Raw genomic sequence first — 18,717 nt, 5'->3', positions numbered from 1 at the left:
TTATGCGGCTCTCGGTATCGTAAACAAAAAATTGCAACCGCAGCCCGGTTCGGACTCGATCCGGATGCGGCCGCCCCAGTTGTCGACTATTTTTTCGATTAGGCTTAATCCGATACCGGTGCTATCGGATTGATCCTTTGGCGCGAGTGTTTGAAACAGCTGGAAGATTTTCTCCTGATAGTGTCTTGGAATGCCCGGACCGTTGTCTTTGACGCTGAATTCCCAGCTGGACTCGTGTTCGCGGCAACTTATTTCAATAACCCCATGGCTTTTATCGTTATATTTGATCGCATTATCCAGTAAATTTTGAAAAACCTGAAATATTTTAAGCTTTTCTCCTACGATCGTCGGTAAGCCGGTTTGTAGCTTGATTTCGATATGCGGCGGCGGTGCGATATGCTTAACCATTTCCATTAATAACACATTGATGTCGACTTGTTCGTCGGGTTCTTTGATGCGCCCAACCCGCGAGTATTGCAAAATACCGTCGATCATCTCATGCATGCGTTTTGCCCGGCTTTGCAATAAGGCCATTTGCTCCTTGCCGTCATCGTCGAAAACCTCTCGGTAATCTTCGGCAATCCAGCCGGACAATTGATTGATCGCGCGTAAAGGCGCTTTTAAATCATGCGAGACGACATAAGCAAAACTTTTCAGTTCTTCATTGGCTTTATTTAATGCCGAGGTCCGCGCGGCAACCCGTTGCTCGAGCTCTTTATTGAGCAAATTGATTTGCAGCTGGCTTTGTTTCATTTCTTCGATCAACAAAGTATTTTGCAGCGCAATCGCCGCTTGTGCGGTCAATAGCCGGGTCATTTCAATATCTTCGAGCGAAAAAACCGATTTGATCAAACTGTTTTCCAGATACAAAACGCCCAGGACTTGTTGTTGCATTTGCAACGGCAAACACAATACCGATTTAAGTTGCCTACCCTGTACCGTATCATCGGTTTTAAAATCGCCTTCGGCCGCGGCATTGTTCAAAACCACCAGTTCGGCGGTTCGGTAAACATAATTGACAATCGCAAGGCTAAGGGTCTCGGCCGGCAATTCGCTACCGTCGCGGATCTGGACTTCGACCCGATCATGCTTGACGCCTTTCGCCAATATTTTTAATTGCTGATTTTCGGCAATCAGCAAATAACCGGTTTTAGCCCCCAAGCGCGCCATTACCGATTCCATGATCGTCACCAGTAAGGGTTTGAAATCGAGTTGTTGCGTGATCGTTCGAGTCGCTCGAACCAAATAGTCGACATCGAGCAATTGCACCAATGATTGCTCGGTCTGTTTACGCCTTTCGGTAACCGTGAACGAATATTGCTTCGCCAATTGCGCCGTTTTAATTTCGGCGCCGCATTGACGATAAATTTTAACGGCCCGATTCAAATGATACGAAGCATGATCGTGTTGCCTATCGAGCAACATCCGCCCCAGCCGCTCGTGTAAAAATGCCTCCAAAAATAGAAATTGCCGCGACTTGGCCGAATCGATCGCATCCAAGCCATATCGCCTGGCCTGACTGAAGTCGTCGGAGTGACAAGCCCGTTCCATCATCATGAACAGCAAATAGGGCTTGAGAATCGGCCCTAACGAAGACCAAACCTCGACCCGTTCCAAGCATTTCGACAGCAGATCTTGTTCGTCTCCGTCCACTGTTCTATACAGTCTTAAACCGTTGACGTAGCGGAAAACATACCAGAGTCGATTGAGAATATTGTCGCTTAGGCCGCGTAAATACGGCTCGGCCTTTGCCAGATAACCGGCCGCCTGCCGATAATCGCCGAGATAATGACTGCTTATTCCTTTTAAAGTGTAATATCCGCCGATCGACACGACATGCTTGTCTTGCTCCCAACGTTTTAACTTGGCATCGATTTTCGCCTCGGTTAGCTTATTTCGGCCGGCATTCATTTCGTCGACCCAACCGGCCAATACGCTTTCGGCAAGCCCGAGCGATAGCGACAGATTAAATTTTTTCGAAAAGCGCCGGCACTCGTCGGCCACACTTATCACCTGGTGTAAATCATTGCCTCGATGGATCAAATGCCATAGATAAGGCCCGTAGGACAAGCCTGCGTTGTATAAATCGCCGCAATTTTTGCCGCGGTGAATATTTTGCTGACATTGCTGAATGATATGCTCGGAAGACCTTCGATTATGCATATTGGTCCATAATATGCCGTTGATCCCCTTGGTCGCGCCGAAGGTATCGGGATAGCGCTCGGATAACGCGAGACCGAGATCTTCGTAACGAAACGACATGTCGTATTTATCCTGGCGTTGCAAATACAAGCCGACCATCGAAAAGCCGTAAATCACCGTTTCATCGACACCGCCGGCCAAACAGTTTTGCGTCGACTGAATCGCGGAAAGATACAATTGCGGCACCATGCCGGCCAAGTAATAATCCGGAATCAATTCGCTATAGATGCCGGTTTCGATCCGCGTCGCGCGATCGCCGCTGGGCGTAATATCGAGAATTTGCTGCCAAACATCGTCATGCCCTTGATGAATTTGTTCCAGAATGCTTCCTGCACGCCGCAAGGCCTCATTATCATCGTCCGGAATCGCGCGCCCAAAATAGCTCAAACCGCGATTACCCAATTCAATCGCCTCTTTGAACTTGCCCATCGACGACAGTCCCGTGGTCTGCTCGTACAAACAGTCGACCCGGTCCAGATCGCTTTTCGCTTTTTCAATCAAGGTATTGAGTATCGCCTCCGAAGCAGGCTGATTGCCGAGCGCCATTTCGGTTCGTGCCAGATATTTATGCAAATCGAATAAAAATTCATAATCGCTGTCCCAGTCCGGATTGGGATACAAGGCTTTGGCCTGCGCAAAGAAAAAATTGGCGTTATCCATCGCCAGCGCCTTCATCGCGGCAATTCCGGCATGATAATTAAATATGGCCTCTTGTTTGAGCCGCTCCTCGCTGGGGTTTTGCGGTCGACCGCCCTCCAAATGTTCGACGATCGCGAATAAGTTCGACTGTGTTTCGAGGTCGGCGTTTTCGGGAATCGCTTCAATATAGGCTTGTGCAATACGTTCATGAACGTCGCGCTTTTTCGTTTCATCCATGAAACTCTCGACCGCCGCTTGAACTTGGTCGTGAAAAAAATAGAGTTGATTTTTTTCGCGCAGCAAAATGTTATCGACAAAGGCTTCCGACAGTAATTGATATAACACCGACATTTCAATACCGGCGGCGCGCGCTAAATCTTCGGCTTGAAAGCGCGCACCCAAACAGGCGCCGATCATCAACTTGTCAAGCGTCTGACGAGTCAATTTCGTGATTTTGTCCTTAAACAAATCCAATGCCGTATCGGGAATTTCGGTATGCCGCAATTGTTGGTCATCCCAAGTCCAAATACCGTCATCGCCCAAATGCAAATGCCGGTAACTATGCAGCCAGCGTAAACTTTCATTGACGAACAACGGATTACCCGCAGAGGTCTGAAATATGATCTCGGCCAATGCTTCGGTCCGAACCGGATAGGTATTGAGAATGTAGGCCGTCATCAAATTGACCTCATGCAAGCCCAAGGCATTTAGACGAATCTCCAACAACGGCCGGTCATCACGCTTGATGCGTTCGATCAAGCGATTCAATCGATGGCCGGTATCGACTTCGTTATGCCGGTATGCGCCCACCCAAAACAGCCAAGGATATTCCGCCGAATTGTCGAATAGACTTTCCAGGACATCGAAGGTTGCACCGTCGCACCATTGCAAATCGTCGATGAATAAGGTCAACGGATTTTCAGCGCTGGCCAAGGCAGCGATAAAACGTCCGATGGTATCGTTGAAACGATTGCGCGCTTCGACCGGCGGCAAATCGGCGACGTTCGGCTGCGGGCCAATGATCAATTCCAATTCCGGCACCAAGTCGATCATCAAGCGGCCGTTATCGCCCAATTGCTCGCCAATACGTTTTCGCCAGTAGTCGATCCTATCCTTATCTTCGGACAAAAAGGTTTTGATCAAGCTCGTGAAGGCTTGTATCAAGGTGCTGTAAGGTATGTGTTTTTTAAACTGGTCGAACTTACCCGATGTGAAATAGCCGGAATGCGCGACGATCGGTAGTTGCAGTTCTTGAATCAGCCGGGTCTTCCCGATACCCGACCAACCGGAAATTAATGCAGCGCGAAAGACGCCCGAGCAGACTTTGTTGAATTCGCCCAATAATTGCTTCTTTTCCTTGTCTCGACCAACCATTACCGAAGGGATCGTAATCCGGTTGCTGAAATCGCGCTGCTTTAATACGAAATCGTCGATACGCCGTTCCATCTGCCATTGCGTCAAACAAATGCGCAGATCGTTGGCGAGCCCGGATGCGGTTTGATAGCGTTTTTCGGGTGCTTTTTCCAAAAGCAATGCAATAATATTGCTTAAGGCTGTCGGAATTAGCGGGTCGATTTGATGTAAGGGCTCCGGCGTTTCGGCAAGATGCGAATGAACGATTGCGATCGGATCGTTAAATGAAAACGGTGCCTTACCGGTTAGACAGGCATAAAGCACCATGCCCAAAGAATACAAATCGGTTGCATAATTCACCGTGTATTTGATGCGCCCGGTCTGTTCCGGCGAAAGATAAGGCAGGGTCTGTGTCCGAAAATGCGGATCGTAGATAAAATGACTGACCTGATTGATATCGAGGATACGAATGTCGTCGATTATTTGGACGGATAAATTATCCGACCGTATCAAAATATTAGTCGGCTTGATACTTTTGTGAATATGCCCGGCTTTATGGATTTCTTCGAGCCGTTCGGCCAGCGCTACGGCGATCGTCAGCACACGTTCGATATCCGGTTCCGAACCTACCGACAAACATTCGGATAACGGTTTAGCATCGAGATAAAGCTGACGCAAAACAAGCCTGCCGTTTTCCCTGCTGAGGATTTCCGGAATTATGCTATGCGGCAAGGCCAACTGACTGAGCAAGTCGATTTGTTGCCGAACATAATCGCCAATACCCTTCACGCAAAAACGTAGCTTGATATCCTTTAAAACGACTAACTGCGAAGTGCTTACATGCTGCGCTTTAAAAACATTTGCGTGCATACTTTCGCCGAGCTTTTCGAGGATACTGTGATTTAAAATTTGGGTCATGCCATTAGGGGAATCATTGCGGGTTAGAAAAAATACCTAGGGCATAACGACTATAGCATTTTCCTGAACAATGTCAGGGTTTTATCGACTTTGGCAGCAATTCCCAATTTGGAGATCAAAAAGGGTGTGGGGTATGCTTGGCGAGAATGTCGGCAGCAGGGCAGATTTTTGCTCCTCGGCAATTGCTGAGTTACATGGATGTAATGAATGCAGAAAATGCAGGAGCATTTTTCTGCCCTGCATTGCCCTAATACACGCCATCCTTGGCGTTCGAGCTGCCGCCAAGCCCCCATGGATGGGTTTACGGCGTTCCTCGACAGGCATACCCCACACCCTAAAATCGGCGAAACCGCTCAAACTGGGAATTGCTGCGACTTTGGTATCATAGAGCTCTCAAGCCTAAAACAGATAGCTACCCGCTCAACCGGAATTTTTCGTAATCTACATGGTTATCACAAACTTACAGGAAGCCTCATGTCGAGTCACCATTCTTTACAACACAGCAATAACGATCTTAAACTTCATTGGACCATCGCCGGGCTGACTCTTACCACCGTAGCGGCCTATTTGATTTTTTGCCATGTAGCCGGCGAACAATGGCGGATTAGTCTTCCGGAAGATCAACGCGTCCTGATTCGTACCCTCTTTTATGTGTTGGCCATTATCGGTTTTCCGGTGACCAATCTGCTCCGCCATATTCAATTGCGTCTAAACCAAACCATGCCCGGGCCAAAGCCGGCCAAACAGCGCTATTTGCTTACCGTGATCGTATCGATGGGACTGGCCGAAACTGTCGCTTTGATGGGCTTAGTGATATTCCTGCTGGGAGACGATTACAACACCCTTTATATTTTTACCGCGTTGTCGGTTTTGGCCGTGTTCCTGTACCGCCCGAAAGCCGATGAATATCGGGAAATAATGGTCGCGCTGGCAAGCAGGGAAGACGATGACGATTAATACGCTCAGCGAATGGTAAATTCCAGTGTTTTGATGACGACTTGGTAGGTTTCTTTGAGTTTTTCCGGGTTAAATACGTCAATGAGATCCATCGGCAAAGCATCGGGGCTTGCTATCGCGATCACTTGATCGGTACCTTTCGGCTCTCCGATATCGATTGTAAAATCGCCCTCTTCCGGCGGGATGCGGTAGCGCTTGCCGGGAAGACTGTAATTCTCTTCCTGATAAGGATTGGGATATACCCAACCCACGGCACCCGCCGCATCGATTACGGCGATGTAGACATACAAGGCTTGCTCGACCTGAAAATCGACTATTAAACTTTCTCCGATTTTAAAGTCGGTTTTGTTGATCGAAATAGTGAAAATATGTTCGGGTAATGAATTTTGTTCTATTTGACCGCTTGGCGGTGTTGACACTTCGGAAGTTTGCCCATCGGCGACCGTCTCCTCTGCGTCAAGCTGCGCAGCGGTTTTATCGATCGGCGCTTCGGTTAGAGCTTCGTTTTCCGGTTTTTCGATCGAATACCGCTCCCAATAGGGCCGAATCATCATCGCCGCCCCCAGCAATATTGCTACCGACAAGACATAATATAGAGCTTGGTAAGGCTTGTTCCGCGATTCCAAACCTTTTAAAAACGCTTCAACACTATCGATTCGATCTTCGCGCTTGAACTGCAGCCCCTTCTTCAATGCATTCCATTGCCGGGCATTGAGCGATCGTATCGCTTTGGGGCGGACCTTTTTTTGCAAACAATCGTCGGCACGCTGCCGGTTGAACGGATGAAAGCCGGCGAACAATTCATAAGCCACGCAAGCCAACGCATAAATATCGTCCCGAGGGTCCGGCTTTTCCCCATGCAACATTTCCAGCGTTGCATAAGCCGGCGTCATGCCGCCAAGCACGCCGGCATCGAAACTTCCCACCCGGGAAAAATTCTGTAGCCGTGCGATACCGAAATCCAATATCTTGACTCGATTATGAATATCGATGAATACGTTGGAGGGCTTAAAATCCGAATGGATAATCCCTTTTGCATGCGCATGGCTCAATGCAGCGCAAATTTGCCTAATAATCGCCAATGCTTCGGACTGTTCGAGTCCCGCCGGATGGTTTTTGACGATTTTGTCCAGCGTAACGCCTTCCAGATATTCCATCGTCATGAATACGATCGGACCGTCTCTGTCGAAATCGTAAACGGTCAAAATATTCGGATGCGCCAGCGATTGGGTTTTTCTGGCTTCGCTATGCATGGCCTTCAATAATTCGGGATTGGCCCTGAACTCGTCATTCAGCACCTTGACCGCAATAAAGGCTGAATTGCCGGCTTCGATATCGCGCCGGTCCAAGGCTTTATAAACACTACCCATGCCCCCCGTTCCGATTTTCTCCAAAAGGTCATAGCGATTTTTCAATACCGAGCCCGAACCCGGAGTCACTGAGCCGTCGGCATAAGGACTGCTATCGTCAAAACCGGTCGCTGTTTTACCGATTCCGCCGGTCGTTCCGAAGAGTTCGTGCTGCGTTCGAGCCGAATATAAATCCGAATTGCCCGTTTCTCGGCGCGGCTTTTGTTGAATGATGGTTTCATCCGACTCTTTAGTTCGGTTGACGGCTGATTCTTTAGGATCTCGATCCATGGTTCGGTATGTGTTTGATGTCAATGAGTCGGGGAATGCGCCGGAATCATTTTTCGTCCAAATGCCAGACGCCGTCGGCGCCCAATAAGCGTCTTTCCAGCCATTTCGTTATTGTGCTTCGGTCCTTTCGGTAAACTTCGGGGCATTCCGATGTCGCCGAACTGTGCGTTTCGATGCCTGCCAACCAGTTTTCCCAAGCGGCAATCGCATCCGGCGAAAAACGCGAGTCGCCGGCATGGCCCACGGCATATAAGGTTGCCGGTTCGTTCCTGCCCTTGACTTGCAGGCGCCCTAAGCGCCGAACCGGATAATTCAATTGCCGCGCCGCGCCGATAAAGTCTTCGGTGACGATGATCTCGGTATTGAACAAGCGGGTCAGGCTTTCCACTCGTGCGGCCAGATTCATTGGATCGCCCAAAATGCCGAATTTTCTGACGCCTTTTTTCGGCCCCAGATCGCCCATCACCACCGAGCCGGCAGTCAAGCCGACACCGGCGTCGATAATCGCATGAATCCGTTTGATCACATCGGCTTCAATTTTTCGATCATAGCGCTCTTCGAGCGTCGCAAAAAAACGTTTTTGCAATGTGACCAATTCCAACGCGGCCTGCAATGCATTGGCGCATGCTGCTATATTTTCCCCTTCATTGCATTGATAGGGCCAATAATAACAAACCATATCGCCGACATAATCTTCCAGCCAGCCATTGTATTTATCCTGAAGAATCAATGAGGTTTCGCTCAAATAATCGTTCATTAGATTCAGCACTTCGGCCGGATCCTTAATGAAACCGGTCACGGTCGTATACCCGGCCAAATCGCTCATCAATACCAGCGCGAATCGACGCCGGTTTTGAAAGGTTTCGTTAGGTTTCAAGCTTATCAATAAATTATGAATTTGCCTCGGCATATAATTGATAATCAGCTTGCCTTCCCGCGAACCGATGATCAAATGCATCCCTATCGTTTGGCCGACACCGGCGATAAAAACGATCATACTTGTCGTTACCGGCCAAAGTTGAACCAAATCGTTCAAATAGCACAAGGATCCGACAGCAGTAATAAACAAGCCGCCGATAAGCCAAACAAAGCTCTGCTTCAAATAAGCGCCCGATAGGACGCCGATCAAGGCCGCTATCAAAAACAATGCCGCTTTTACCGGTAACGCGGGCGCTCTCGGATGATCTCGATTCAATAGCGTCTCGACCGCATCGGCCAAAAACTGCGCTCCGTGAGTCGGCAAATGAGGGCCTAACAAACCCGTCGTCATCGGCGTTACCAACACGTCGGTAGCTTCGTCGGGTGCAGTCAACTGAAACACGGCAACTTTATCCCTCAATAACGCGGCAGTCCGCTCTGCAATTTCGCTATCGCAAGACGCCAAGCGACTGACCGGTATCATCGGCCTATTGCCTTCTTCGGATATGACGAACTGCGGCTTGCTCAACCGTATTCGGCGGCATGGACGGCGGCCGTCGCATAGCTCATCATCGGGTCCGTGCAAATAATCGTCGCCGGTATTTTGCGGAAGAATAAATCGAGTCAGTGCAACGACGGCATGATCCGGGCTCAAATCCAACCATCGTGCGATGGGGCTGTTTTTTTTAGAGACCAATCGGTCGCTTGCTACCAAACCGTTTTCGGGTACTGCGAAAGCGGCCTCCAAGCCATACAGCAAGAAATCGGGAAGCGCTTCTTGACCGCTAAAATAGGGAGCAATTTTGAAATGTTCGATAGCAAAGGCCGGCATTTGCAAAGGCGCGTTGCCTAATTCGCTATTACTCATTCGGCATTCGCCGGTAGGGGAAGCAGCACATCGAGGCTGCGACCATTGCACGGCGCCGATAGGTTCGATACAAGCGGCATAAGGCATTCTGCCTTCCATTTCTTTCGAAACGACCGCGTCGAGAAAAACGCCCTTACCGCCAGCGGCAATAATTCGTTCCGTAGCTTTGGCAAAAAGCGGTAAAGCCTGTTTACGGCCGACATCGATCGGGACGCCGTGATCCAAAACCACAACCGCAGTGTATCGCCATTCTTCTCGGGCTTGAAAGACCAACGCGGAATCGTGTATCCAGTCGTCGATAGCGGTACCGGCCAAGCGGTCCAAAATCAAGCCGGCCAAAAATGCCGCTGCGATTAGCGGTATCAACACAATCCATCGGTTGATCGGTAAATCAAGCATCAAAAAGTGCGGGTAAACTTTTGGCCGGTTCTTGTCGCCGGATAACGGTAGTCCTTGATGACTGCCTCGACACAATTCGAAAACCGGCCGTCTTCAGATTCTATGGACGATAGCATTACAGACTCGGCGCGCCCCATCGAATCGACGGTCCAATGAACCGTAATTTTGCCGTCGACTTGAAAAAGATTCCGGCACAGTCCGACTTCAGGCTCGATGGCCTCGAAGATTTCGTCGATGCCGGCCTGCCGCTCATGATCCGAATAGTTACGCATCTTGACCGAAGTCGACATCGCAAGTTGCCCGCTGCCTGCGGTCTCGGAACGCTTGATCGCCGCGATAGCGCAAAAGAATGCATTACTGCCGCCATGAACGCCGTCGCATTTGAGTTTATGGTCCACCCATCCGGTGCAGTTTTTCAAATCGGTCGGCGTAATCCACGGCAAAAACAAGCTCGATACAGTGACTTCGAGCGGTGCGGACGAACCGTTTTGACAAACGAGTTGAAAATCCGCATCGGTTTCGGGCTTAGGTAACGATTTGATCCATAATCTTGCGTCCGGGCTTAATTTAAAGACGGTCCCCAGGCCGACTTCGTTTCCCTTGGCGCAACGATCGTTTACGACTTCGATGCCTTGACTCTTGGCATCCAGATATTGGATGTTACTGCACTCCGAGGCAGGCACTTCGAGCCCCGTCAGTACTAAAAACGCAACGACTATGGTTTTCATAACAAATGCCCCCCGGCAAAACTCTGTTGAGTTACAACTTATTTTGACTACTCTATTGATAAAAGAACAATATTCGTCAACTTACATTAAACGATTCCAGCAATTCCCAATTTGGGGATCAAAAAGGGTGTGGGGTGTGCTTGGCGAGGATGTCGGCAGCAGGGCAGATTTTTGCTCCTGCAAAATCTGCATTCACGCCATCCTTGGCGCTTGCAGATTTTTGCTCCTGCAAAATCTGCATTCACGCCATCCTTGGCGCTTGCAGATTTTTGCTCCTGCAAAATCTGCATTCACGCCATCCTTGGCGTTCGAGCTGCCGCCAAGCCCCCATGGATGGGTTTACGGCGTTCCTCGACAGGCATACCCCACACCCTAAGATCGGCGAAAATGCTCAAACTGGAAATTGCTGCTTTCATTTATTATGGTAAGCAATTAATTCTTTAATGTGCTAGCTTTGTAAATCAATATAAGGAAAAGCGATTTTTGCCAATGTATACCTTTCGCACTTCAAATTTCGGCAGTGCCAGAGGAGGCGCCTGGGTGTTCGGTCGATTTTTGCTCCTGCAAAATCGACATTCACGCCATCCATGGCGCTCATAAAGGCTTTGCCAGCATGGAGCTGGCATAGAGCCTACATGGACGTATTCACGGCGTCCTTTAACGGACACCCAGGCGCCGAATTTTGATCTACGACGGGTATAAATCGCCGAAATCATTACTTGATAACCAATCAAAGCCGAGTCGCCATGGCCACCGATATTGACATTTTAAGAAACAACGATTTATTCAGCGAATTGAACGACGAAGAGCTTACCGCTCTGGCAAAACTGACCCAAACCCGGACATTTCTGAAAAACTCGTTGATCTTATGCGAAGGCGATACTTCAAATGCCATGTACATCATACAAAAAGGCAAAGTCAACATTACCGTAACCAATGAAGACGGAAAAGAAATGATTCTTTCCACATTGCAAGCGGGAGATAATTTCGGAGAATTGTCCCTACTTGACGAAGCCCCTCGGTCCGCAAATGCCGTCGCCCTCGAAAAATGTGAATTGATCGTTTTGCACAAAGCCGAATTCGTACAACTACTGACTCAAAACTCTGCAATCGCATTGGCGATCATACGTTATCTATGCGAGCGGGTAAGATTTTTGACGAGCCTAGCCCATGGCTTGGCATTATTGGACGTCTACGGACGGCTCGTTAAACTGATACAAAGCCTGGCCGAACCGAATCAAGAGGGCCAATTAGTCGTCGCGATACCGTTGACCCACAAAGATATCGCAATGCGGGTCGGCTCGTCGCGGGAGATGATCAGCCGAATCCTGAGCGAATTGGAAAAAGGCGGATACGTCTCATGCGAAAACAAACACATCAAAATCAACAAAAAATTACCGTCGGCTTGGTGACGGCTTACCGATACCCAGCCTTAACAAATGTAGCACCTACGGTATAAGACATTGAATATACCTTTCGTACTTCAAAATTCGGCGGGAGACTAAGGAGGCACCGGGTGCTCGACAAAGGCTTTGCCAGCATGGAGCTGGCATAGAGCCTACAGGGACGTATTCACGGCGTCCTTTGACGGGCACCCCGGCGCCGAATTTTGATCTGCGATGAGTATAATTTAAAAAACGCGTCATTCCGCCAGGAATTGGCGGAATCCAGTGCCAAGAATGGCTCCGATACTCTTGCGGGACGGGTTATTTAACCCGTCCCCAACGTTTCGGTTTGGCCTAAGTGTTTGAGCTTGCTTCGGCCACGGTTTAAACGTTTCGAACGGGGTTTGCAAACCTTGTCCTGCCAAAATTTTGATCTGAGAAGGCTATACATCAACGCACAAACGAGACCACTTACCGGTCACTTCCAAGGAGCCGATCATGGCTGATTCTAACGAGCGCAACCGAATCGAAGAAAACCGAGGCGATCTGCCTCCCTGGTGGTTATGGGGTCCCTATGTCGGCGAAAGATCCTGGGGAACCGTCCGCGAAGATTACAGTCCGGATGGCGATGCCTGGCGTTATTTGCCCCACGATTTGGCGCGTAGCAAAGCTTATCGCTGGGGCGAAGACGGCTTGGCCGGCATCTGCGACCGCTATCAACTATTGGTTTTCGCCGTCGCCTTATGGAACGGACAAGACCCGATTTTAAAAGAGCGCGCGTTCGGCCTCAACATGTGGGAAGGCAATCACGGCGAGGACGTCAAGGAATATTATTTCTATCTCGACAACACGCCGACACACAGTTACATGCGTTATCTATACAAATATCCGCAGCGCGCCTATCCCTACGAAGCATTAGTTCGGGAAAATCAAGCCCGGGGCGGACAAGGCCCCGAATACGAGCTGCTCGATACCGGACTATTCGACGAAAACCGCTACTTCGATATCGAAATCGAATACGCCAAGGCATCTCCCAGCGATATTTGCATCAAAATAACCGCAACCAACCGGGGACCCGACAACGCACCGCTGCACATACTCCCTCATCTGTGGTTTAGAAATACTTGGGCCTGGAGCGAACCGCGCAAACAGGCGCCGGAAATTAAATCAATCGATTCCCCGAATTCACCCTATCGCTGCCTATTGGCCGATACCGCCAAGCTAGGTGCGCTACCCGGCCTACTTTTCCCATACCGCTTACCCAATTACCATCTATATGCCGAAGGCGACTGCACGCCGCTGTTTACCGATAACGAAACCAATACCCTTAGAGTCTACGGTACCGACAATACGCAGCTTTACACCAAAGACGCGTTTCACCGCTACCTTATCGATCGGGAACCGTGCCTTAAACCCGACAATTCCGGATCCAAAGCCTGTTTGCACTATGCGTTCGATATCGAGGCGGGCAAAACGGCCGTAATTCATCTGCGTCTAAGCGAGCAACTCGTCGACGAGCCGTTCCGGGACGCGGAAAGCTTAATCGAACAACGCAAATCGGAAGCCGATGCATTTTATCGAACGCTTCATCCCGAGCTTGCGACCGAACAAGAACGCTTGGTGCAGCGGCAAGCATTGGCCGGCTTGCTGTGGAGCAAGCAGACCTATTTATTCGACGTGCGCAAATGGCTCGACGGCGATTTGCCGAGCGCACCGCCGCCGGAATCGCGGCAAACCATTCGTAACCGGCACTGGCGGCATCTCAATTCGATGCGCGTGCTGCTAATGCCTGACAAATGGGAATACCCCTGGTTTGCCGCTTGGGATTTAGCGCTTGCCAGCATCCCGATGGCATTGATCGATCCTCAGTTTGCCAAAGAACAGCTATGGCTGATGTTATTCGAACAATTTCAGCATCCGAACGGTCAGATCCCGGCCTACGAATGGGACTTTTCCGATTTGAATCCGCCGGTACACGCATTGGCGGTCTGGCGCGTTTACAACATGGAAAAGCGCTTGCACGGCCATGCCGACCGCGACTTTCTGGAGCGTTGCTTTCATAAATTAATGCTCAATTTCACTTGGTGGGTCAACAAAGTCGACAGCCAAGGCAATAATATCTTCGAAGGCGGATTCCTGGGCCTCGACAACATTTCGGTCGTCGACCGCAGCCAACCGTTGAACGGCGGCCAAACCCTCGAACAATCCGATGCAACCGGGTGGATGGCGATGTTCTGTTTGAACATGATGCGCATCGCATTGGAACTCGCTTTGACCAACCGCACCTACGAAAGCCTCGCGACCAAATTTTTGGAGCATTACATTTACATCGGCGCTGCAATGAAAAACATGGGCGGACGCCACTACCAACTTTGGGACGAAGACGACGGCTTTTTTTATGACGTGCTCCGGCATCACGACGGGCATTTCGATCAGTTCCGGGTCCGCTCCTTGGTCGGGCTGATCCCGTTATTTGCCGTCGAACGCCTCGAAGCCGATTGGATCGCCCCATTTCCGTCGTTCCGGGCCAATTTGCAATGGTTCCTGACGAACCGCAATCAATTCGCGCAGTTCAGTTGTCATCCCGTCGAACGGAACGGCCAAACCAATTATTTATTGAGCATTCCGAATCAAGCACAAATTAAACGCATGCTGGAACGCGTCTTCGACTGTAACGAATTCTTATCGCCGTTCGGTATGCGCAGTCTATCGAAATTCCATGACGAAACCCCCTTCGAGTTCGGGGCGAACAGCGTCCGGTATGAGCCGGGAGAAGCCGAGTCCAAATTGAAAGGCGGCAATTCGAACTGGCGCGGTCCGATCTGGTTTCCGGTCGGTTTCTTAATGGTCGAATCGCTACGCAAACTGGATAAAGCCTTGGGCCCCGAATTTAAGATCGGTGTCATGTTGGACGATAAACCTGCTTCGCTGACTCTAGGCCTACTGGCCAAAGAATTGGCGGACCGCATGATCAAACTTTTTCAGCCGGACTCCGATGGACGCATTCCCGCGTTCGGGAAAGACAGCCGTTTTCATGACGACCCGCATTGGCGTAATCTGTTGCTGTTTCACGAATATTTTCATGCCGAAACCGGTAAGGGTCTGGGTGCATCTCATCAAACTTGGACGAATTTAGTGGCTGCGATGATTGACGAATGGAGGCGCGAATAGCCAAAAAAACACGTCCCTGTGTTATGCAGTAATCCATTAGGTTTTCCCTTACAGTAAATGTGTCTTTGGCGACGTTAATTCAGATCTTGTTGTTTAGGGCTCTTCCTTAAAACCTCTTGTCTTGCCGGAAAATCCAGGAGAAAACAGGTAATAGAAAGAAGCCTGAACACTTAAGAATCGAGCCTTTAGCGAATATCGATCGAACCGGTATTCGCTACCGAATCCCTGCCGATCGCCTGGGTATTGGTCAAGGTGTTTTTAGACGCGTTGATTACGGTCGATTTTTCGACTTTCGACCCGACTACGTTGATAGAGCCTGTGCTCGCGGCACTGTTGCGGCCGATCGCTTGCGTATTGGTCAGTGTGTTTTTCGATGCGTTGATCAAGGTTGATTTTTCGATTTTGGAACCTTCGGCCATTGCCGATCCGCTGAAGACTGCGACCAATGCGACTGCTGCTAATGTGAATTTTTTCATGACGTTTTCCTCTTGAGTTTTAAGTATTGGATTTGTTTGCCACGGTTTTAATGTACCGTTTGACTGTTTGCTTTGCGGTGAACCGTTCACTCTAAAATTGTGAACTATTCACCGCTTCTGCTTTAGCGAATGTCGATCGAACCGGTGTTCGCGACGCTGTCCCTGCCGATCGCTTGGGTGTTGGTCAACGTGTTTTTGGACGCGTTGATCACGGTCGATTTTTCGACTTTCGACCCGACCACGTTGATCGAACCGGTGCTCGCGGCGCTATTGCGGCCGATGGCTTGCGTATTGGTCAGTGTGTTTTTCGATGCGTTGATCAAGGTTGATTTTTCGATTTTGGAACCTTCGGCCATTGCCGATCCGCTGAAGACTGCGACCAATGCGACTGCTGCTAATGTATATTTTTTCATGACGTTTTCCTCTGATTATTAATGGATGATGTTGGGTTCAACCGTGCTGTTGAACTTGGGTACAGTATCCCGATTTGGAGAAGAAAACGCGGTGATCGAGTAACGCCGGTTCTGTGATTTATTCACGAACCGGATTCCAATGAATCATTGGTCGTTGTGTTTAATCGATCGGATTGACGAATCATAGAAAAAGTAAATTTATTCTGATCACAGATCTTTCAAATTCAGGTGCGCCGTTACTCGACCCAGGTTGTGATTTAATTGAACCAATGTTTTTTTGAGTACAAGTCGTAATTTGGAGTTGCTAAACTGCGCATTTTTTCAGGATTGAGAGAATGGCTGCCGAAAAGAAATCATTGGCCCGCTACGGGTGGTTGTCATTCATTGCGGCTATATTGACCATCGTACTGAAGAGTTATGCTTATTGGCCAACCGGTTCGGTGGGCTTGTTGTCCGATGCGCTAGAGTCGTTGATTAATCTGGTCGCTGCGGTGATTGTGTTGATTTCATTGAACATTGCTGCTCGACCACCGGATGAATCCCACTCATACGGCCACGATAAGATCGAGTATTTTTCCAGTGGCGCCGAGGGCATGATGATTTTGCTAGCGGCCGTCAGTATCGCATACACCGCTTGGGAACGCCTGCTGCATCCGGAGCCTTTGCAGCAACTGGATGTCGGTATCGCCATTTCCGTGTTTGCGTCGTTAATCAATCTGGTTGTGGCTAAAATTCTGATTACGGTCGGTCGTAGCCGGCATTCAATTACTTTAGAAGCGGACGGTAAGCATTTGATGACCGACGTGTGGACCACAGTCGGAATTGTCCTAGGTATTGGCTTGATCGCGTTGGGTAATCGGTTTCAGTTGACGCTGGATTTTGCCGAGCAAATAGGGATGCCGGGTTGGGAGATTCTCGATCCGGTGATTGCGATTTTAGTGGCAATCAACATTCTATGGGCAGGATTGCATCTATTGCGCCGCACTATTTCCGGATTGATGGATGCTACGCTGCCGGAGGAAGAACTAACGGAAATTGTAGAGGTATTGGAACAATTTATCGCTTCGGATCAAATTGCCTATCATGCTTTGCGCACTCGATATGCCGGCGCGCGCCGTTTCATGTCGGTGCATGTGTTAGTGCCGGGGCAATGGTCTGTACAGCAAGGCCATGATTTGCTGGAAACCATAGAACATCGGATCAAAGCTAAATTCGACCATATCGATATAGAAACACACCTGGAACCGATAGAAGATGCGGCTTCGTGGCAGCATTAGGCAAGGAGTGTAGTAAATACCATACATGAACTTCACCTCTTAGATCATCAAAGGTCTGCTCGACCTGCATGTATTTGATGTCCTCGACATCATTACCCGCCAAGTAAGATGCAATCCTCTGCTCAGCATCAATCCAATATTCTGGTGTCATTTTGCCCCTACTTGCTGACTGTGCTGAAAATATAAAGTAAAGGTAAGGGGCGTGCCGCTGAAGAAAGCCAAGAGAAGCCGCCAACGGGCGGCGTGTCCCTTAGACCGTTGTGTTAGGCCAAATTATAGAGATGGCTGGTGCTCTCGGCTTGCGTGCCAAAACGCAAGTACATGAAGGAAACTGCCCTCAGCTTTGTAGTAACTGAAGTACCCTACGCGACAGAGAAAAAGGCGGCGAACGCCAACGGTGCGAGAACCTTTATATTTAGCGCCGATGCCTGGTTGTTCGGCCAACAAAGCCACTGCCTCGCCAAAGTCTGTGGCGATAGCGTTTGGAACGCTGGGGCGGTTTACCGACCACCACTCAGATGCCTTGCGAATCTGGTTTGCTGCTCGTGCGGCGATTCTTATCCGAAGCGCCATGCTCAATTATGCGCGGGAAGAGACTGCAATAGTTCTTCCAAGCTTACATATTCACCACGTTCAATTTCAGCCATGGCCGCAAGTAGTTCGTTTTCTTGGGCCTCAGTAAGTAAAAAGCTTTCGTCAGAACCGCGCGTAACGACGGTTACCACGGCACCCTCGGTAAGAGAGACCCCTTCCAGCACGATTTTTCCGTTGACAACGGTTCCGGTAGCAACTTGCATAATATGAATGATACTCCGAATTGCTCAATTAAGTTGTTTGCATAATGATACCACCACCTTGCTTACCAAACTCAACGCTTCAATCAACCGACGCGTTAGCAGTAGGCTGTTTTGATTTGTTAAACGTTACCACAGCAATTCCCAGTTTGAGCCGTTTCGCCGATTTTGGGTGTGGGGTATGCCTGTCGAGGAACGCCGTAAACCCATCCATGGGGGCTTGGCGGCAGCTCGAATACGCCAGCGGTCAGCGTGCGACGATCGTCGGCGACGACATCGATTCCGACATCGGCGGCGGTCAAAATACCGGCCTAATCGGTATTCTGGTGAAGACCGGCAAATACCGCAAAGCCTATGCGAACGCCAGCCGCGTGATGCCGGATTTGATCATTCCGTCGGTCGCTGAGTTGCCGGCTCGATTGCCCATTGAGATCGCCGGTTCTTAACATTCAATTCGGACGCAAGCTTGGCTAAGCTGCGCGCTTCCCTTCCCTCTCGATTTTTGGACTTCCTTGCGCCGGGCCATACTGCAAAGAGCGAATAAAAAAACCATGTTCGCATTAATAGTTGAAAATAATA

General features: G+C 49.5%; 14 protein-coding genes. 5 read left to right on the top strand and 9 right to left on the bottom strand.

Going from position 1 to position 18,717, the window contains the following annotated elements:
• A complete protein-coding gene (locus tag MEALZ_RS00255) occupies positions 1-5,112 on the bottom strand; it encodes an AAA family ATPase (RefSeq protein WP_014146572.1) in 5,112 nt (1,703 codons plus the stop codon).
• Positions 5,113-5,586: 474 nt separating this feature from the next.
• Here MEALZ_RS00255 and MEALZ_RS00250 point away from each other — a divergent pair, with 474 nt between their 5' ends.
• A complete protein-coding gene (locus tag MEALZ_RS00250) occupies positions 5,587-6,069 on the top strand; it encodes a hypothetical protein (RefSeq protein WP_014146571.1) in 483 nt (160 codons plus the stop codon).
• 5 nt (positions 6,070-6,074) lie between these two features.
• Here MEALZ_RS00250 and MEALZ_RS20505 read toward each other — a convergent pair whose 3' ends face one another.
• The 4 genes from MEALZ_RS20505 to MEALZ_RS23670 all read right to left on the bottom strand — a co-directional run bounded on the left by MEALZ_RS20505 (position 6,075) and on the right by MEALZ_RS23670 (position 10,863).
• Complete coding sequence (locus MEALZ_RS20505) at positions 6,075-7,709, bottom strand: serine/threonine-protein kinase (protein WP_014146570.1); 1,635 nt, start codon at positions 7,707-7,709, stop codon at positions 6,075-6,077.
• Between the two features lie 46 nt (positions 7,710-7,755).
• Entirely contained in the window at positions 7,756-9,894 is a 2,139-nt protein-coding gene (locus MEALZ_RS00240) for an adenylate/guanylate cyclase domain-containing protein (protein ID WP_014146569.1), read from the bottom strand.
• A complete protein-coding gene (locus MEALZ_RS00235; protein ID WP_014146568.1) occupies positions 9,894-10,622 on the bottom strand; it encodes a hypothetical protein in 729 nt (242 codons plus the stop codon). The genes MEALZ_RS00240 and MEALZ_RS00235 overlap by 1 nt, the downstream gene beginning before the upstream one ends.
• A gap of 118 nt (positions 10,623-10,740) precedes the next feature.
• On the bottom strand, positions 10,741-10,863 hold the full coding sequence (locus MEALZ_RS23670) for a hypothetical protein (protein WP_017839019.1): 123 nt from the start codon (positions 10,861-10,863) through the stop codon (positions 10,741-10,743).
• Positions 10,864-11,368: 505 nt separating this feature from the next.
• Here MEALZ_RS23670 and MEALZ_RS00230 point away from each other — a divergent pair.
• Together MEALZ_RS00230 and MEALZ_RS00225 are read left to right on the top strand one after the other, a co-directional pair.
• Positions 11,369-12,034, top strand: a complete 666-nt coding sequence (locus tag MEALZ_RS00230) for a Crp/Fnr family transcriptional regulator (protein WP_014146567.1) — start codon at positions 11,369-11,371, stop codon at positions 12,032-12,034.
• A 471-nt stretch (positions 12,035-12,505) separates the two neighbouring features.
• Complete coding sequence (locus tag MEALZ_RS00225; RefSeq protein WP_014146566.1) at positions 12,506-15,178, top strand: MGH1-like glycoside hydrolase domain-containing protein; 2,673 nt, start codon at positions 12,506-12,508, stop codon at positions 15,176-15,178.
• 185 nt (positions 15,179-15,363) lie between these two features.
• On the opposite strand, the gene MEALZ_RS00220 is transcribed toward MEALZ_RS00225, so the two are convergent.
• Together MEALZ_RS00220 and MEALZ_RS00215 are read right to left on the bottom strand one after the other, a co-directional pair.
• Positions 15,364-15,654 carry a hypothetical protein gene (locus MEALZ_RS00220; protein ID WP_046060907.1) on the bottom strand — a complete coding sequence of 97 codons (291 nt, stop codon included), beginning with the start codon at positions 15,652-15,654 and terminating at the stop codon, positions 15,364-15,366.
• Positions 15,655-15,776: 122 nt separating this feature from the next.
• Positions 15,777-16,067, bottom strand: a complete 291-nt coding sequence (locus MEALZ_RS00215; protein WP_017841431.1) for a hypothetical protein — start codon at positions 16,065-16,067, stop codon at positions 15,777-15,779.
• Positions 16,068-16,402: 335 nt separating this feature from the next.
• On the opposite strand from MEALZ_RS00215, the gene MEALZ_RS00210 reads away from it, so the two are divergent.
• Positions 16,403-17,344, top strand: a complete 942-nt coding sequence (locus tag MEALZ_RS00210; protein ID WP_014146563.1) for a cation diffusion facilitator family transporter — start codon at positions 16,403-16,405, stop codon at positions 17,342-17,344.
• A 273-nt stretch (positions 17,345-17,617) separates the two neighbouring features.
• On the opposite strand, the gene MEALZ_RS00205 is transcribed toward MEALZ_RS00210, so the two are convergent.
• On the bottom strand, positions 17,618-17,917 hold the full coding sequence (locus MEALZ_RS00205) for a type II toxin-antitoxin system RelE/ParE family toxin (RefSeq protein ID WP_046060906.1): 300 nt from the start codon (positions 17,915-17,917) through the stop codon (positions 17,618-17,620).
• A 2-nt stretch (positions 17,918-17,919) separates the two neighbouring features.
• A complete protein-coding gene (locus tag MEALZ_RS00200) occupies positions 17,920-18,141 on the bottom strand; it encodes a transcriptional regulator (protein ID WP_014146562.1) in 222 nt (73 codons plus the stop codon).
• Between the two features lie 209 nt (positions 18,142-18,350).
• On the opposite strand from MEALZ_RS00200, the gene MEALZ_RS23265 reads away from it, so the two are divergent.
• Positions 18,351-18,584: an HAD hydrolase-like protein gene (locus MEALZ_RS23265; protein WP_014146561.1), complete on the top strand. Its 234-nt coding sequence runs from the start codon at positions 18,351-18,353 to the stop codon at positions 18,582-18,584.
• Positions 18,585-18,717 lie beyond the last annotated feature (133 nt).

Origin of the sequence: Methylotuvimicrobium alcaliphilum 20Z, assembly GCF_000968535.2 — a bacterium.
Taxonomy (GTDB): domain Bacteria; phylum Pseudomonadota; class Gammaproteobacteria; order Methylococcales; family Methylomonadaceae; genus Methylotuvimicrobium; species Methylotuvimicrobium alcaliphilum.
This window is presented reverse-complemented; position numbering and strand designations above follow the sequence as displayed.

Coding starts and splice junctions, on each gene's coding strand:
- MEALZ_RS00220 (WP_046060907.1), bottom strand. CDS start 15,654: ATGAAAAAATTCACATTAGCAGCAGTCGCATTGGTCGCAGTCTTCAGC.
- MEALZ_RS00250 (WP_014146571.1), top strand. CDS start 5,587: ATGTCGAGTCACCATTCTTTACAACACAGCAATAACGATCTTAAACTT.
- MEALZ_RS23265 (WP_014146561.1), top strand. CDS start 18,351: ATGGGGGCTTGGCGGCAGCTCGAATACGCCAGCGGTCAGCGTGCGACG.
- MEALZ_RS00230 (WP_014146567.1), top strand. CDS start 11,369: ATGGCCACCGATATTGACATTTTAAGAAACAACGATTTATTCAGCGAA.
- MEALZ_RS00205 (WP_046060906.1), bottom strand. CDS start 17,917: ATGGCGCTTCGGATAAGAATCGCCGCACGAGCAGCAAACCAGATTCGC.
- MEALZ_RS00255 (WP_014146572.1), bottom strand. CDS start 5,112: ATGACCCAAATTTTAAATCACAGTATCCTCGAAAAGCTCGGCGAAAGT.
- MEALZ_RS20505 (WP_014146570.1), bottom strand. CDS start 7,709: ATGGATCGAGATCCTAAAGAATCAGCCGTCAACCGAACTAAAGAGTCG.
- MEALZ_RS00225 (WP_014146566.1), top strand. CDS start 12,506: ATGGCTGATTCTAACGAGCGCAACCGAATCGAAGAAAACCGAGGCGAT.
- MEALZ_RS23670 (WP_017839019.1), bottom strand. CDS start 10,863: ATGCAGATTTTGCAGGAGCAAAAATCTGCAAGCGCCAAGGATGGCGTG.
- MEALZ_RS00235 (WP_014146568.1), bottom strand. CDS start 10,622: ATGAAAACCATAGTCGTTGCGTTTTTAGTACTGACGGGGCTCGAAGTG.
- MEALZ_RS00210 (WP_014146563.1), top strand. CDS start 16,403: ATGGCTGCCGAAAAGAAATCATTGGCCCGCTACGGGTGGTTGTCATTC.
- MEALZ_RS00240 (WP_014146569.1), bottom strand. CDS start 9,894: ATGCTTGATTTACCGATCAACCGATGGATTGTGTTGATACCGCTAATC.
- MEALZ_RS00215 (WP_017841431.1), bottom strand. CDS start 16,067: ATGAAAAAATATACATTAGCAGCAGTCGCATTGGTCGCAGTCTTCAGC.
- MEALZ_RS00200 (WP_014146562.1), bottom strand. CDS start 18,141: ATGCAAGTTGCTACCGGAACCGTTGTCAACGGAAAAATCGTGCTGGAA.